Genomic DNA, 15,715 nt, shown 5'->3' with positions numbered 1-15,715 from the left:
ATTTCTGGAGCTAGATAAGGATAATCATGAAAAAAACACTTTCAGCAAGCGCCATTTTACTGGCTTTAGGATTAACGGCCTGTTCCGAGGCGCCTGTGACGTCTTCCGCAGCGTCAGCCGATAAGGCTGTGGCTCAAACACAGCAAGCTCAGGACGCATTAACTCAAGCGCAGTTACAACAACTCGGGGATTCGTTAGTCGTAACTTACCGTGTCGTGACCAATGTGCCAGACGATAAGTGCCTAAAAGATAAAGCCGATGGTCGCTGTTTTGTCGCTCAAATTGATTTCGTGCCAGGTATGGATTTAGCCAGCCAGGATTGGGAAATTTATTTAAGCCAAATGCGCCCAGTGCAATCGGTTGAAAGCGGTGAATTGACGATAACGCACGTTAAAGGCGATTTACATCGTATTACGCCAACGGCCGCTTTTAAGGGATTTATTAAGGGCGAGAAAAAGCAACTGACATTCCGTGGTGAGCCGTGGCAATTGGCTGAAACCGACGTTATGCCAAACTATTACCTCGCAGCAAAAGGATTAGAACCCGTCATTATCGCCAGCACTCAAGTGGGTAAAGATGCCGAAACGGGTTTAGAGACGCGTCCGTATGTTGAAGGATTGACGAATTTTAAAACCCAATATCAACGCACTGAAACGGATAAACTCGCACCAGCCGATGCCGCGCAATTATTTAAAGACAATCAAAGCGTGAGTGAAGATGCCGCCTTGGCTGTGGATACCATTATCCCAACGCCACAAAAGGTGAAGATCCATTCAACCGATACACCAGTATCCCTTGCTGGTGGTATTAAGCTCGAATATCAGCAAGATAACCCAGAGCAAAAGAGTCAAGTTGCGGCGGCGTTGGCACGTTTAGCTCGCCTGGGTGTGGCTGAATCTGCGAGTGGCATTACGGTGAAATTTGCCAGCCAAAAAGGGGATGAGGGCAGTTATCGCTTAGATATTCAGCCAACTGAAATTGTGATCGCTGCCAATGATGCGGCGGGCTTCTCTTACGGTTTGTCATCATTAGCAAGCCTTGTGGATGTGAATTCGCTGAAAGTGAATGCCATGACCATTGCAGACACCCCACGTTATCCGTTCCGTGGTATGCACATTGATGTGGCACGTAATTTCCACAGCAAACAATTGTTGCTGGATTTGCTCGACCAAATGGCGGCTTATAAGCTCAATAAACTGCATTTACACATGGCTGACGATGAAGGTTGGCGTTTAGAAATCGATGGTCTGCCTGAATTAACCGACATTGGCAGTAAACGTTGCCATGATTTAGATGAAAATTCCTGCTTATTACCGCAGTTAGGCAGTGGGCCGTTTGGCGATACAAGCGTCAATGGCTATTACACCAAACAAGACTATATCGACATAGTGAAATATGCCGAGGAGCGTCAAATTCAGGTGATCCCGTCGATGGACATGCCGGGTCATAGCCGCGCCGCGATTAAAGCGATGGATGCGCGTTTTCGTCGATTACAGGCTGAAGACGTAGAGCTTCAAAACACGGGCAAAGTGCAGGTTGTCCCTGTGCAGGAAACGGCACATCAAGCTAGCACAGCGGTAAAAGCGTTAGATGCGGGAGCTCGTCAATTGCAAGCTGAAGGGAAAACCACTGCAGCTGAGCAATATTTGTTATCCGATGCAAACGACAAAACAGTTTATTCTTCAGTGCAATATTACGACGACAATACGCTTAACGTGTGTATGGAGTCGACTTATCACTTTGTCGATAAAGTGATTGATGAAATTGCCAAGTTACACCAAGCCGCGGGTCAACCATTGACGCGTTACCACATTGGTGCCGATGAAACGGCGGGAGCTTGGAAACAATCACCCCAGTGTTTAGCATTTGTCGCCAATAACGATAAAGGCGTTAAGTCGATAGATGACTTAGGCGCTTATTTTATCGAGCGAATTTCGACTATGTTAGCGGCCAAAGGCATTGAATCTGCGGGGTGGAGCGATGGTATGAGCCATGTTCGCCCTGAGAATATGCCCGCTAAAGTGCAGTCTAATATTTGGGATGTGATTGCCCATAAAGGCTATGAGCGCGCCAATCAGCAGGCGAATCTTGGTTGGGAAACCGTGCTCTCTAATCCTGAGGTGCTGTACTTTGATTTCCCCTATGAGGCCGATCCTAAGGAGCATGGTTATTACTGGGCGAGTCGCGCGACCAACAGCCATAAAGTCTTTAGCTTTATGCCAGATAACTTGGCCGCCAATGCCGAGCAATGGACCGATATTCAAAATCAGCCGTTCGAAGCGGACGACAGAATAAAACTTGATGAGGCGGGTAAAAAAATCTCGGGTCCAAGGGAGAAAGGCAAACCTTTTACTGGTTTGCAAGGGCAGGTTTGGAGTGAGTCGATTCGCAGTGACGATACGATCGAATACATGGTGTTCCCGCGTTTGTTGATGTTGGCTGAGCGTGCTTGGCATCAAGCCGCATGGGAAGTGCCTTATCAATATCAAGGCGCTGTATATAGCCAAAGTTCGGGCGCTTTTACTTTAGCCATGCGTGATGCACAGGCAAAGGATTGGCAACAACTTGCGAATACCTTAGGTCATAAAGAGTTTGTTAAGCTAGATAAAGCGGGGATTGATTATCGCGTACCGACGGTCGGCGCCGAGATCCGTGACGGTAAACTGTTTGCTAATATCGCCTATCCCGGACTCAAACTGGAATACCGAAGCTTAAATGGCCAATGGCAAGCTTATCAAGCGGGGCAGGCGGTCACTGCACCGATTGAGGTCCGTGCCATAGCTGCCGATGGTATTCGTAAAGGCCGAAGTTTAATCGTTAACTAAATCGATTTTTATATCTGGCTGTATTTTAAAGATAAAATACAGCCTTTTTGTTTTTATGTGTCAGTGATTGCCTAAATTTGATTTTAGATCATAAATCACTTAAAAAAGTAAATGACAACGCTGTCATTCTTGCTGTAACATTGAGTTAACTAAAGTTGAGCGCTGTATTAACGGCAAATAATAAGCAACGGTAGCGCTGCATTGATAGCTGAAGAGGGGTGTCATGGGGTTAGTCCAGACAAAAGATCAACAACTGTTTATAGGTGTAGATGGCGGCGGCAGTAAATGTCGAGCCACCATCTACTGCGCAGACGGTACCGTTTTAGGGACAGGTGTTGCTGGGCGTGCAAATCCACTGCATGGTCTCATACAAACATTTGAATCCATTGAAGCATCGACTCGCCTGGCGTTGCTGGATGCGGGCATGAACGAGAGCGATAGTCACTTGCTGGTGGCGGGTCTTGGTCTTGCTGGCGTAAATGTCCCTAGGTTATATCAAGACGTGATCAACTGGCAGCATCCTTTTGCGGCCATGTATGTCACCACAGATCTGCATACGGCTTGTATTGGTGCCCACCGCGGTGCCGATGGCGCAGTGATCATCACGGGCACGGGTTCTTGCGGTTATGCCCATGTTGGTGATACCAGCTTGAGTATTGGCGGTTATGGTTTTGCATTAGGTGATAAGGGCAGCGGTGCTTGGCTGGGATTAAAAGCCGCCGAACACGTGTTGTTAGCACTCGATGGCTTTGCCGTACCAACCCGATTAACCGGTATGCTGCTGAGCTACTTTAACGTCACCGATGCGCTCGGCATTGTCGAAAATCTAGCCGGTAAATCATCAAGTTGCTATGCCGCATTAGCCAGAAGTGTGCTCGATTGCGCCAGTGAAGGTGACGCGGTCGCGACGGCGATAGTGCAAGAGGGCGCAGATTATATTAGCGACATGGCGCGTAAGCTATTTAGCCTAAATCCGGTGCGTTTTTCGATGATCGGTGGCCTTGCAGAGCCTTTACAAGCCTGGCTCGGTGCCGATGTGGTCGCCAAAATTTCAGAAACCTTAGCACCACCCGAACTCGGTGCTATGTATTTCGCCCAGCAAGAATTTAATAAGTCGTTGTCAGTGCAAATAGGCACTGAAGCCAAATCCTGTATTTGAACGTGAAGGTAAAAGACATGACAAACACTATTATGGAGCAAGAAGCTCGCACCGCACCGCAAAAAATCGCTGGTCAGTTAGAAGCTAACGCTGAAATCATGCAGCAGTTAGGTGAAAAGCTGCGCGCCTTCGATCCCCGTTTTGTAATGATCGTTGGTCGAGGTTCATCGGATCATGCGGGTGTTTTTGCTAAGTACTTATTTGAAATCGAAGCGGGCGTACCGACGTTTGCCGCCGCCCCTTCAGTGGCGAGTGTGTATGGTAAGACCTTGAAACTCGAAGGCGCATTAGTGATTGTGATTTCACAATCTGGCCGTAGCCCTGATATTTTGGCGCAGGCGCGTATGGCAAAAAATGCCGGCGCTTTCTGTGTTGCCTTAGTGAATGATGAAACCGCACCGATTAAAGATATCGTCGATGTGGTTGTACCTTTACGTGCAGGTGAAGAAAAAGCCGTTGCCGCGACTAAGAGTTACCTCGCGACCTTGTCGGCGATTTTACAACTTGCCGCCGCTTGGACTCAAAGCGAATCGCTTGCTAGCGCCGTCGCTTCTTTACCCCAAGCGCTGCAAACGGCGGTGGACGCTGAGCCACAACTCACGCCAGAATCTGTTGCCGACGTGAAGAACTTAGTCGTACTCGGCCGTGGTTTAGGCTATGCGGTATCTAAGGAAATCGCGCTTAAGTTAAAAGAAGTGTGTTCAATCCATGCCGAAGCATTCAGTAGCGCCGAGTTCCTCCACGGTCCTGTGACCTTAGTTGAGAAAAAACTCACTATCGTTGATGTGTGTATTGGCGATGAATCTTACGCTAGCCACATCGAACAGATTGAAAACGTGAGTCAACGCGGCGCCGATTTAGTGCATCTGAATCAAACCTCGACCGACATTCACCCACGTGTGGCGCCGTTAGCCTTATTACAACGTTTCTATATCGACGTGGCTGCGGTTGCGATTGCCCGCGGTATTGACCCTGATCAACCGGCTGGCCTTAAAAAAGTGACCCAAACGCTTTAAGCTGACTAACGGTAAGCGGTTTAGGTTTAAGCCTTAAGTTACTCGTATTGTTTATTGAAAGAGGTTCGCGATGAAAATCACCCTGATCGCCGAGCGTATTTTTGATGGTGAATATTTCCATCAAGATGTGCCTGTGACTGTCGAAGACGGGCACATTCTGGCGTTTGATACAGTCTCTGGCGCGAAGGAAATCCGCCAAGCCGGAACGCTGGTGCCGGGATTTATCGATGTGCAAGTGAACGGCGGTGGCGGGGCGTTATTCAATACCGATCCGAGTGTGAATTGTATTGAAACTATCGGCCGTGCCCATGCGCGTTTTGGCACCACGGGATTTTTACCCACACTTATCACCGATGATGTTAGCGTGATGGCGAGTGCCGCCGACGCAGTGGCCGAAGCTTTAGTCAAAGGTAGCGCTGGCGTTTTAGGGGTGCATTTTGAAGGGCCGCATTTATCTGTGCCTAAAAAAGGTGTGCATCCGCAGGGTTTTATTCGCGAAATAACCGATGCTGAACTCGCGGTATTTTGTCGCCAAGACTTAGGAATTAGAGTCGTTACGCTTGCGCCAGAGAATGTGTCGCCAGAGGTGATCCGCACGCTTGTCGCTTCGGGCGTGAAGGTGTGTTTGGGCCATTCTAATGCCGACTACGACACTGTAGTTGCAGCATTAGCGGCAGGCGCGACGGGCTTTACCCATCTTTATAATGCGATGTCACCACTGGGCTCCCGTGAGCCGGGCATGGTTGGCGCGGCGATTGAGAGTGAAACCGCTTGGTGTGGTTTGATTGTCGACGGTCACCATGTGCACCCAGCGGCGGCAAAGGTTGCACTACGGGCAAAACCGAGGGGCAAGATGATGTTAGTCACCGATGCTATGCCGCCTGTCGGTATGGACGATGAGACTAGCTTCGAGCTCTTTGGTACTCGAGTGCTGCGAGTCGGTGACAGATTAAATGCCGTGACAGGTGAGCTGGCGGGCTGTGTGCTCGATATGGCGACTGCGGTCAATAATACCGTCAACTTGTTGGGTTTGCCTTTGGCGGAAGCTTTGAGAATGGCGGCGCTTTATCCCGCGCAGTTCCTCGGGATTGACCATAAAGCTGGCCGTTTAGCACTGGGGCATAGGGCTGATTTTGTCTTGCTCGATGCGCACAACAAAGTGCAGGCAAACTACATTGCTGGAAATGCCGTTTATGTTCGCCCTTAGTGTGCGTTGAGTCAGCAAAGCGTTAACCTTGGCCCTTGTCGTATTTTGATGACAGGGGCTAAGTTTTTTTATTGTACAGCATTAGTTTTGCTCAACTTTACTAAAAGCTTTTAATAACAATAATAAAGGATGATGGCATGGGGACGACACAGACAAATGCAATTGCGCCAGTAAAGGTGAATAAACCTAGGTTGATGTCGCTGGATGCACTGCGCGGCTTCGATATGTTTTGGATTTTGGGCGGTGAGGCTTTGTTTGGTGGCTTGCTTATTCTAACGGGCTGGGCAGGTTGGCAATGGGGCGATGAACAAATGCACCATAGCCAATGGCATGGTTTTCACTTCTACGATTTGATTTTTCCGCTGTTTATTTTCCTCTCTGGTGTGGCCTTAGGTTTATCCCCTAAACGTTTAGATAAATTACCTATGAAGGAGCGATTACCTGTGTATCGTCATGGGATTAAACGACTCTTTTTATTGCTGTTACTAGGCATTTTATACAATCACGGTTGGGGAACTGGCGCGCCTGCCGATCCTGAAAAAATTCGCTATGCCAGTGTGTTAGGTCGAATCGCCTTTGCATGGTTTTTTGCCGCATTATTGGTGTGGCACACGAGTCTACGAACCCAAATTATCGTCGCCTTGGGCATTTTGCTTGGTTATGGCGCAATGCAACTTTGGTTGCCTTTCCCTGGTGGACAGGCCGGCGTGCTCTCGCCAACGCAATCCATCAATGCCTATGTCGATTCGATTTTATTACCCGGCGTGAGCTATCAGGGACGCACGCCCGATCCAGAGGGATTACTGTCGACTATTCCCGCCATAGTCAATGCGTTAACGGGTGTGTTTGTCGGCCACTTTATTGTTAAATCCCATCCTAAAGGTGAGTGGGCTAAAGTGGGATTGCTCGCCGCTGCGGGTGGCATTTTGTTAGCCTTAGGTTGGCTGTTAGATCTTGTTATTCCGGTCAATAAAGAGCTGTGGACCAGTTCATTTGTGCTGGTGACGTCGGGCTGGAGCATGATACTGCTGGCGGTATTCTATGCCTTAGTCGATGTGCTTAAGTGGCAAAAATCCGCATTTTTCTTCGTGGTGATAGGCACGAACGCCATCATTATTTACTTAGCGTCGAGCTTAGTGGATTGGAAATATATCGCTCAAAGCGTGTTTGGCGGCTTAGTGCTGGCCTTGCCTGAAAGCGCTCAAGCGTTAGCTGCGGTTATCAGCTTGCTTGCGGTGCAGTGGCTGGTTTTATATTGGATGTATCGCCGCAATATTTTTGTCAGAATTTAGTCAGTTGGCTTAATAGCTTGAGATCAGCCGCACGCACTCAGTGTCTGCGGCTTTTTTTACATTATTTTCTGGATGTGAGTTACAACTTAGCTATCGGCCAATTGATGATTACGAGGGAATATTCGCGAGAATTTATTAAATGACAGCGTTGTCTTTTTGTGTTATTTGTTTTAACATCACTGAAACAATGGTGCGTTTGGATGATAACATTAGCCATTGCGGACGAGTCGCGATACGGATATTCGGGAACTTAGGCATTAATGTAAACCCCGTTATCACCTCAATAATTAATTACTATAAGAAGCAGGTTTATGGAAATGACACTCGATAAAAGCCAGCAAAAAAGCAGCTTTCTCCCTATGGCCATAGTGGCCGCTCTCTTTTTCATCCTCGGATTCGCCACTTGGTTGAATGGGTCTTTGATGCCGTATTTGAAACAAATATTGCAACTCAATCCCTTTCAAGCGTCGTTGATCCTGTTTTCTTTTTATATCGCAGTGACCTTTACTGCCTTGCCATCCGCTTGGCTTATTCGCAAAGTCGGTTATAAGAATGGTATGGCGATTGGCATGGGCGTAATGATGCTGGCGGGTTTACTGTTTATCCCCGCCGCGGAAACCCAAATATTTGCCTTATTCCTTTTCGCTCAATTAGTGATGGGCGCGGGCCAAACTCTATTACAAACTGCGGTTAACCCCTATGTGGTGCGTTTAGGCCCTGAAGAATCCGCCGCTGCCCGTGTCAGTGTGATGGGTATTTTGAATAAAGGTGCGGGTGTGATTGCGCCTTTGGTGTTCTCTGCATTGATTTTAGACAGTTTTAAAGACCGCATTGGTACTGAGCTGACCCAAGTACAAATTGAAGAAATGGCCGACGGTCTAGTATTCCCTTATTTAGGCATGGCGATTTTTATCGGTATTTTAGCGCTAGCGGTAAAAAAATCCCCATTACCAGAATTATCCAATGAAGATGAAGTGGCTGAAAATACCGATAAAGGCCAACTTAAAGCGGCACTATCACACCCTAACTTAGCCTTTGGCGTGCTGGCGCTGTTTGTGTATGTAGCGGTGGAAGTGATCGCTGGTGACACTATCGGCACTTTTGCGCTATCACTCGGGGTTGAACATTACGGGGTGATGACCTCCTATACTATGGTGTGTATGGTGCTAGGTTACACACTCGGTATCCTATTAATTCCTCGCTTTATTTCACAGCCTAAGGCTTTGATGGTGTCGGCTATTCTGGGTTTGTTACTGACATGCGGGATTTTGTTCGGCGACAATAACTCCTACGCTATCGCCAATGTTGTGTTAGTGCCTTTTGGTGGCGTTGCGCTGCCCGACACCCTGTTGATGATTGCCTTCCTTGGTTTAGCCAATGCGATCGTTTGGCCTGCAGTATGGCCGCTAGCATTGTCTGGGATGGGCAAATTGACCAGTACAGGTTCAGCGCTTCTCATCATGGGGATTGCTGGTGGCGCCTTTGGTCCAGTGTCTTGGGGCTTAATGAGCTCGGCGACTGATATGGGCATGCAGGGCGGTTATATTGTGATGTTGCCCTGTTATCTGTTCATCCTGTTCTACGCGGTGAAAGGCCATAAGATGCGTAGTTGGTAGACCAGTCAGCTTGAATAGCTAAAAAGAAGCCCTCGATGATGAGGGCTTTTTTGTGTCTTAGTTTATCTAAGCGGTTCTTCCGAACTTTATACTAAGGCCAAATTAGAACGCGTAACTTACGCTAGCAAGCACGGTATCTGAGGTTTTGAATGCGCCATCAGAGACCTTTTGATCGCCGCTAAGATCTGTGCCTAACCAAGCGAGAGAAAGCCCAAAGCCTGACAGTTCAGTCGATACGCCAACAGAGTAATCTGAGTAGCTATCAAAGCCTTCACCGTCATCCAATGCATCACCAACGTTGTAACCATAGTGCAGATCGATACTCCAGTTCTCAACAAATTCATAGGAATAGTTAAGCTCAGCATAGTGATAGTCTAAATCACTACCGCCGTAGTCATTGGTGTACCAGTAAGCGGCGCGAAAGCCTTTATAATCCATGCCAGCCGTGACTTCAAAATAGCCAATGTCACTTTCGCCAGAGTAGTTATAACGGTTAAGGGTAATGTCGTAGGTCAGATCTTCGTTGATCTCGCCACCATAGGCGACATAGAAATCGTATTCGATAGCAGGGCCGTTATAACCTGACTCATCAAAATCCACGTTACTTGCCCAAGCGCCGACAGAGAAACCCGAGTCGAAGCTCCAATCAATACCGCCTTGCAGGGCAGGATCGCCAGCGGTTTGTGAAACGCCGCGGAAACGATAGTCGTTAGTGAGACTAATTTCCCCTGTTACTTCAGCGGCGGCCATGCCGGAGAATAGGGTCGTGGTTAGCGCGAGTCCGACAAGCTGTACCAGCCGTTTTTTATTCAGATTGTTATACACGGTATTTCTCCCATTTTCTTTGTTGACTCGGACGTGTTACTGGCGGCCATGCTCATTCAATTGCGCCAGTGCATCCGTTGGTTTGCCAAACAACAGCCTAGGAAAACCCGTTGCTGTGACCTCATGGCGAGTTATTGCTAAGATAACTTAGCTTTTTTGAGGCTAACATCAGCCTCGTTGATCTCACTTTTGTTCGAAAATGACGTAAACCTTGCGGCAGGGTTCCACAACTTCCCAAGTGCCTTGAAAACCCGCGGGTATAATAAACCTGTCACCCACAGTGAACGTCTGCGATTGACCTTGAAGATCTGTGATAACACTTATCCCTTCGAGGATTTCACAGTACTCGTATTCAGTGTAGTTTATTTTCCAAGCGCCTGATTCACTTTGCCAAATTCCACTGTGAAATTGATCACAAGGACTAGAATAATGATTCTCTAGCCCTTGAGTTGGATTGCCTGCTAACAACTTTTCCGTCGGTAACTGATAGGTCTCGACGGGTGTTTGCGCCGTAGCAAAGCGAATAATGGCGTTGATACTCAAAGTCATTTGCGATTTCCTTGTTGAGCTGACATTCGGCTATTTCATCGTTGGCATCACAAACTCGGCTTGAGTCTGTTTACCCACGGGCCAGCGGGCAGTAATTGCCTTACGCTTGGTATAAAAACGCACGCCATCTGGTCCATGCATATGCAGCGGCCCAAAGAGTGATCGCTTCCAACCGCCAAAACTGTGGAACGCCATTGGTACCGGGATCGGCACGTTCACCCCAACCATACCAACTTGTACGTGGTGGCAAAAATGTCGCGCCGCTTCACCACTTTGGGTGAAAATCGCCGTGCCATTGCCAAATTCGTGTTGGTTAATCAGCTCAAGCGCCGTCGGGTAATCTTTCACGCGCACAATCGCCAGCACTGGGCCAAAGATTTCTTCGCGGTAGATGCTCATTTCAGGCGTGACGTGGTCGAACAAACAGGCGCCAAGGAAATAGCCCTGTTGATGATCTTCAACACTCAGTTTACGGCCATCGACCAGCAGCGCTGCGCCTTCTTGCACACCGGCTTCAACATATTGGGTGACCTTGGCAAGGTGCTGTTTTGAGATCAGCGGACCCATTTCCATCTCTGGCGTCAGGCCGTTGCCGACTTTTAAGCTTTGGATTTGCGGTAGCAGTTTTTCCACTAACGCGTCGCCCACATCGCCTACCGCTAGTACGACTGAAATCGCCATACAACGCTCGCCAGCACTGCCATAAGCTGCGCCCATTAAGGCGCTAACGGCTTGATCTAAATCCGCATCTGGCATGAGTAACATATGGTTTTTCGCGCCGCCTAAGGCTTGCACGCGTTTGCCATGTTTAGAGGCTGTGCTGTAGATGTATTCGGCAATCGGAGTAGAGCCCACAAAGCTCACCGCTTGCACATCTTTATGGGTGAGTAAGGTATCGACGGCTTCTTTGTCGCCGTTAATCACGTTAAACACGCCATCGGGAAGACCCGCTTCTTTAAGCAGCTCGGCAATACGCATCACCGAGCTTGGGTCTTTTTCCGAGGGTTTCATAATAAAGGTGTTACCGCAGGCAATCGCGATTGGGAACATCCACATGGGAACCATCACGGGGAAGTTAAAGGGCGCTATGCCTGCGACAACACCTAAAGCTTGATTAACTGACCAAGAATCGACGCCGCCACCGACTTGCTGGGTGTGTTCACCTTTTAGCAAGTGCGGAATACCACAGGCAAATTCGACCACTTCGAGACCACGGATCAACTCGCCCTTAGCATCGTCGATCACTTTGCCGTGCTCGCGGGTGATAAGTTGCGCCATTTCATCTAGGTGCTGCTCAACTAAAGCTTTGAATTTAAATAGCACTCGAGCGCGGTTGAGCGGTGTCACCTGCGACCATGTTTCAAAGGCGGTTTTAGCTATTGCGATGGCTTCACCCACTTCAGTTTCGCTTGCGAGTGAGACTTGGCCACGTAGTTCACCCGTGGCGGGTTCAAAAATATCTTGGGTTCTGGTACTGGCAGGTGTGTGCTGACCATTAACAAAGTGAGTGATCTTGAGCATAGTTAACCTTTGATGTTCCCCGCCGCAGCGGGGTGTTAAATGTGAGAGTGGAACGAACAGCTGGCGCTATTATCCAACGGCGTTAATGGCATCGCTTAGGCTATTAACCATTTGGTCAATTTCGCGTTTATCGACAATCAGTGGCGGTGACATGGCAATGATGTCGCCCGTGGCGCGCACTAAAGTGCCGTGGCGGAAGCAGTGTTCAAACACGCCGTAACCCCGTTTACCCGCGCCTTGAGCGTTAGGGGAGAATTGAATCCCAGCAACTAGCCCTGTGTTGCGAATATCAATCACATTCGGCAACCCTTTGAGGCTGTGCACGGCGTCTTCAAAGTAGCGTTCAAGCTCAAAACTGCGCTCGAATAATTGCTCATTCTCATAAATCGATAGGGTGGCAAGCGCCGCCGCTGCAGCGACTGGATGACCGGAATAGGTGTAGCCGTGGAAGAACTCAATCAGTTCATTAGGGCCTTGCATGCAAGTGTCGTGGATAAAATCTTGCACGAACACTGCGCCCATAGGAATCGCACCGTTATTGATGGCTTTAGCCGTGGTGATAATGTCTGGAATAACACCCCAACGCTGACTCGCGAAGGCGGCGCCAACGCGGCCAAAAGCGGTAATGACTTCATCAAAAATCAGTAGGATGCCATGCTTTTTAGTGATTTCACGCAGACGTTTTAAGTAACCTTGTGGCGGCAATATCACCCCTGCTGAACCCGACATTGGTTCAACGATTACGGCGGCAATGTTTTCGGCGCCATGCAGGGTAACAAGCTGTTCTAATATCTCGGCTTTTTCAGCGCCAAAGTGTGAGAGTCCACGGGTAAATGCCGCATTTTGGATATCTAAGGTATGAGGTAAGTGATCGACGCCCTGCAGTAATTGGCCGCTAAATGCTTTGCGGTTATTGCTTAACCCACCCACAGAGATGCCGCCAAAGCCGACACCGTGGTAACCCATTTCGCGCCCGATAAAGCGAGTGCGTGAGGCTTGACCGTTGGCTCTGTGATAGCAAAGTGCCATCTTAAGTGCTGTATCGACGGACTCAGAACCTGAGTTAGTAAAGAAGACTTTGTTTAATCCTTCAGGACTTAGCTCGACTAAGCGCTCGGCAAGTTCAAAGGCGATGGGGTGACCCATTTGGAAGGAGGGCGCGTAATCCATCTCTTTAATTTGTTTGCTGACCGCTTCGCTGATTTCTTTGCGACCATGGCCTGCGTTACAACACCATAAACCGGCGGTAGCATCTAATACCTTATTGCCATTAATATCCGTGTAATACATGCCTTCCGCTTTGGTGAGTAACCGCGGGTTGGCTTTGAATTGGCGGTTGGCGGTAAAAGGCATCCAGAAATGTTCAAGTGAGGGATGCTCAGTTGAAGATTGATGTGAAGCATCACTTGAGGAATTGAGCGGCAAATCGGCCATAGTGTCTACCTTGTCCTGTATTTTCAGGTCTTGTTTTAGGGTGGCTAATATTTGCTATGCTATGTTAGAAATAATGAACATGGAAGAGCTGTGTGCAGTTATTTGTGGCAAAAAAGCTATTTTTGTAAAAAATATTGAATTTTATTGCTCAAACAGCGTAATCTGAAGCTCGGATTACGACTGTGATGATGTGTAGCATTTGCGCTAATGTCGTCACTGATCACTATTTCTTGTCGATGAACGATAAACCACACCTATGCGAACTATTAAGAGGTCATCATGAGCACACCGAAGAAACGCAGCGAATGGGAAAGTCTTGCTGCCAGCCTGTCTATTAATGGGAAGGCGTTTATCAATGGCGAATACCAAGATGCCGTTTCGGGTAACACCTTTGATTGTATTAGCCCTATCGATGGCCGCTTACTGGTAAAAGTGGCGAGTTGCGATCTTGCGGATGCCAATCTTGCGGTTGCCAATGGCCGCAGCGTATTCGATTCCGGTGTTTGGTCGCAGCAGTCTCCAGTAAAGCGCAAACAAGTGATGATACGTTTCGCCGAATTACTCGAAGAAAATGCCAATGAACTCGCATTGTTAGAAACCCTCGACATGGGTAAACCTATTCGTTTCTCTAAAGCGGTGGATGTGGCGGGCGCCGCCCGTGCGATTCGCTGGTCTGGCGAGGCGATTGATAAAATTTACGATGAACTCGCACCAACCGCTCACAATGAAATAGGCATGATCACCCGCGAACCTGTCGGTGTTGTCGCTGCAATTGTGCCTTGGAACTTCCCAATGCTGATGGCATGTTGGAAGCTCGGGCCTGCACTTGCCACTGGTAACAGTGTGGTGTTAAAACCCTCAGAAAAGTCACCCTTAACGGCTATCCGTATGGCGCAACTCGCCATTGAAGCTGGGATCCCACAAGGCGTACTAAACGTGTTGCCAGGATTTGGTCATACCGTAGGTAAAGCCTTAGCCCTACATATGGATGTGGATACGCTGGTGTTCACAGGTTCGACAAAAATTGCTAAGCAATTAATGATTTACGCTGGCGAGTCGAACATGAAACGCGTGTGGTTAGAGGCCGGAGGCAAGAGCCCCAATATCGTCTTTAATGACGCGCCAGATCTGAAAGCCGCTGCTGTTGCTGCCGCCGAAGCCATTGCCTTTAACCAAGGTGAAGTTTGCACCGCAGGTTCACGTTTGCTGGTGGAATCTGGGGTGAAAGATGAGCTTATCGCGCTTATTGCAGAGGAGCTAGCCTCATGGCATCCGGGTCATCCACTCGACCCTGCCACTGTGAGCGGCGCCGTTGTCGATAAACAACAGTTAGACACAGTACTCAGTTACATTAAAGCAGGTAAAGATGAAGGCGCGACCTTAGTCCACGGTGGCAGCCAAGTCATGGCCGATACGGGTGGTGTATATGTGCAGCCAACGGTATTCTCTAACGTAAACAATCAGATGAAGATTGCCAGTGAAGAGATCTTCGGCCCTGTGTTATCTGTCATTGAATTTAATGGCATGGAAGAAGCGATATCAATCGCCAACGATACTATTTACGGTTTAGCCGCTGGCGTGTGGACATCGAATATTAGTAAGGCCCATAAAACCGCCAAAGCCCTGCGCGCTGGCATGGTATGGATCAACCATTACGATGGTGGCGATATGACAGCGCCGTTCGGTGGCTATAAACAGTCAGGTAATGGCCGAGATAAATCTCTGCACTCCTTCGACAAATATACAGAACTGAAAGCGACTTGGATCGTGCTATAAGCGTTCTGTTTTTATAACCGCTCTTTTTTGTCTATATAAGAGAAGGAGCCGCTTTCGCTCAATACTAAAACCTCTTTTCATATTACATGGAAAGAGGTTTTTATTTTTAGGGCGTCTTTACCCCAAGCAAGATCATTGAATCGTCAGTTGTGCTGCATTAATTGTCATTGTTTCCCCTGTGATTCGCGGTCTTTAGATTTAAAAAGAAGAATCCCTCTAGGCTCGACGGTAACATCTACAGCACACGGAAGTGTATATGCCGTGTTCACAGGGATGTGAAAAAGCGGCCATGTCGCTAACGGTCACTGTTACAACAATGCCAATCCTAACCAACCCTCTCGCTGCCGTTCTGCGAAAAAGCTATTGCCCCAAAGCAAGATAACTTTGTTGTCAGTTTGCAGCATGAATTGTCATTGTTTCCCCTGTGACTCGCCATAAACTCGTCCCTGAGGGCTCGACGACGGCATCCATGCCGCCAACGGTCACAGTTGCAAC

Annotated in this window: 11 protein-coding genes; 7 read left to right on the top strand and 4 right to left on the bottom strand. The window is 48.4% G+C overall.

Going from position 1 to position 15,715, the window contains the following annotated elements; genetic code table 11:
- Positions 1-26 precede the first annotated feature (26 nt).
- The 6 genes from Q4Q50_RS17020 (at position 27) to nagP (ending at position 9,115) form a co-directional block, all read left to right on the top strand.
- Positions 27-2,825 (top strand): beta-N-acetylhexosaminidase, encoded by a 2,799-nt coding sequence (locus Q4Q50_RS17020; protein ID WP_311900366.1) that lies wholly within the window; start codon positions 27-29, stop codon positions 2,823-2,825.
- 223 nt (positions 2,826-3,048) lie between these two features.
- On the top strand, positions 3,049-3,984 hold the full coding sequence (gene nagK, locus Q4Q50_RS17015; protein ID WP_311900364.1) for an N-acetylglucosamine kinase: 936 nt from the start codon (positions 3,049-3,051) through the stop codon (positions 3,982-3,984).
- Between the two features lie 17 nt (positions 3,985-4,001).
- Positions 4,002-5,000, top strand: a complete 999-nt coding sequence (gene nagB-II, locus Q4Q50_RS17010; RefSeq protein ID WP_006084998.1) for a glucosamine-6-phosphate deaminase NagB-II — start codon at positions 4,002-4,004, stop codon at positions 4,998-5,000.
- Between the two features lie 70 nt (positions 5,001-5,070).
- Complete coding sequence (nagA, locus tag Q4Q50_RS17005) at positions 5,071-6,207, top strand: N-acetylglucosamine-6-phosphate deacetylase (RefSeq protein ID WP_311900363.1); 1,137 nt, start codon at positions 5,071-5,073, stop codon at positions 6,205-6,207.
- Between the two features lie 137 nt (positions 6,208-6,344).
- A complete protein-coding gene (gene nagX, locus Q4Q50_RS17000) occupies positions 6,345-7,499 on the top strand; it encodes a transmembrane glucosamine N-acetyltransferase NagX (RefSeq protein ID WP_311900362.1) in 1,155 nt (384 codons plus the stop codon).
- Between the two features lie 317 nt (positions 7,500-7,816).
- Positions 7,817-9,115 (top strand): N-acetylglucosamine MFS transporter NagP, encoded by a 1,299-nt coding sequence (nagP, locus tag Q4Q50_RS16995; RefSeq protein ID WP_107950148.1) that lies wholly within the window; start codon positions 7,817-7,819, stop codon positions 9,113-9,115.
- Between the two features lie 102 nt (positions 9,116-9,217).
- Here the strand turns inward: nagP and Q4Q50_RS16990 are convergent, their stop codons facing one another.
- The 4 genes from Q4Q50_RS16990 to aptA all read right to left on the bottom strand — a co-directional run bounded on the left by Q4Q50_RS16990 (position 9,218) and on the right by aptA (position 13,444).
- A complete protein-coding gene (locus Q4Q50_RS16990; RefSeq protein ID WP_311900361.1) occupies positions 9,218-9,940 on the bottom strand; it encodes a TorF family putative porin in 723 nt (240 codons plus the stop codon).
- Between the two features lie 183 nt (positions 9,941-10,123).
- A complete protein-coding gene (locus Q4Q50_RS16985) occupies positions 10,124-10,489 on the bottom strand; it encodes a cupin domain-containing protein (protein WP_107946772.1) in 366 nt (121 codons plus the stop codon).
- A 30-nt stretch (positions 10,490-10,519) separates the two neighbouring features.
- The gene (locus Q4Q50_RS16980) at positions 10,520-12,010 is read right to left on the bottom strand and encodes a CoA-acylating methylmalonate-semialdehyde dehydrogenase (protein WP_311900359.1); all 1,491 of its coding nucleotides are present in this window, start codon (positions 12,008-12,010) and stop codon (positions 10,520-10,522) included.
- A gap of 69 nt (positions 12,011-12,079) precedes the next feature.
- On the bottom strand, positions 12,080-13,444 hold the full coding sequence (aptA, locus tag Q4Q50_RS16975) for an omega-aminotransferase AptA (protein ID WP_311900358.1): 1,365 nt from the start codon (positions 13,442-13,444) through the stop codon (positions 12,080-12,082).
- A 279-nt stretch (positions 13,445-13,723) separates the two neighbouring features.
- Between aptA and Q4Q50_RS16970 the strand changes: the two genes are divergently transcribed.
- Positions 13,724-15,220 carry an aldehyde dehydrogenase gene (locus Q4Q50_RS16970; RefSeq protein WP_063883406.1) on the top strand — a complete coding sequence of 499 codons (1,497 nt, stop codon included), beginning with the start codon at positions 13,724-13,726 and terminating at the stop codon, positions 15,218-15,220.
- Positions 15,221-15,715 lie beyond the last annotated feature (495 nt).

The organism is Shewanella scandinavica, from assembly GCF_031932065.1.
Lineage (GTDB): Bacteria > Pseudomonadota > Gammaproteobacteria > Enterobacterales > Shewanellaceae > Shewanella > Shewanella baltica.
Note: the sequence above shows the minus strand (reverse complement) of the source record. Positions and strands in the feature narration are given on the sequence as shown.

Bases quoted from the DNA above. Each gene is read 5' to 3' on its own strand.
- Q4Q50_RS17020 (WP_311900366.1), top strand. From the start codon at position 27: ATGAAAAAAACACTTTCAGCAAGCGCCATTTTACTGGCTTTAGGATTA.
- nagK (WP_311900364.1), top strand. From the start codon at position 3,049: ATGGGGTTAGTCCAGACAAAAGATCAACAACTGTTTATAGGTGTAGAT.
- nagB-II (WP_006084998.1), top strand. From the start codon at position 4,002: ATGACAAACACTATTATGGAGCAAGAAGCTCGCACCGCACCGCAAAAA.
- nagA (WP_311900363.1), top strand. From the start codon at position 5,071: ATGAAAATCACCCTGATCGCCGAGCGTATTTTTGATGGTGAATATTTC.
- nagX (WP_311900362.1), top strand. From the start codon at position 6,345: ATGGGGACGACACAGACAAATGCAATTGCGCCAGTAAAGGTGAATAAA.
- nagP (WP_107950148.1), top strand. From the start codon at position 7,817: ATGACACTCGATAAAAGCCAGCAAAAAAGCAGCTTTCTCCCTATGGCC.
- Q4Q50_RS16985 (WP_107946772.1), bottom strand. From the start codon at position 10,489: ATGACTTTGAGTATCAACGCCATTATTCGCTTTGCTACGGCGCAAACA.
- Q4Q50_RS16980 (WP_311900359.1), bottom strand. From the start codon at position 12,010: ATGCTCAAGATCACTCACTTTGTTAATGGTCAGCACACACCTGCCAGT.
- aptA (WP_311900358.1), bottom strand. From the start codon at position 13,444: ATGGCCGATTTGCCGCTCAATTCCTCAAGTGATGCTTCACATCAATCT.
- Q4Q50_RS16970 (WP_063883406.1), top strand. From the start codon at position 13,724: ATGAGCACACCGAAGAAACGCAGCGAATGGGAAAGTCTTGCTGCCAGC.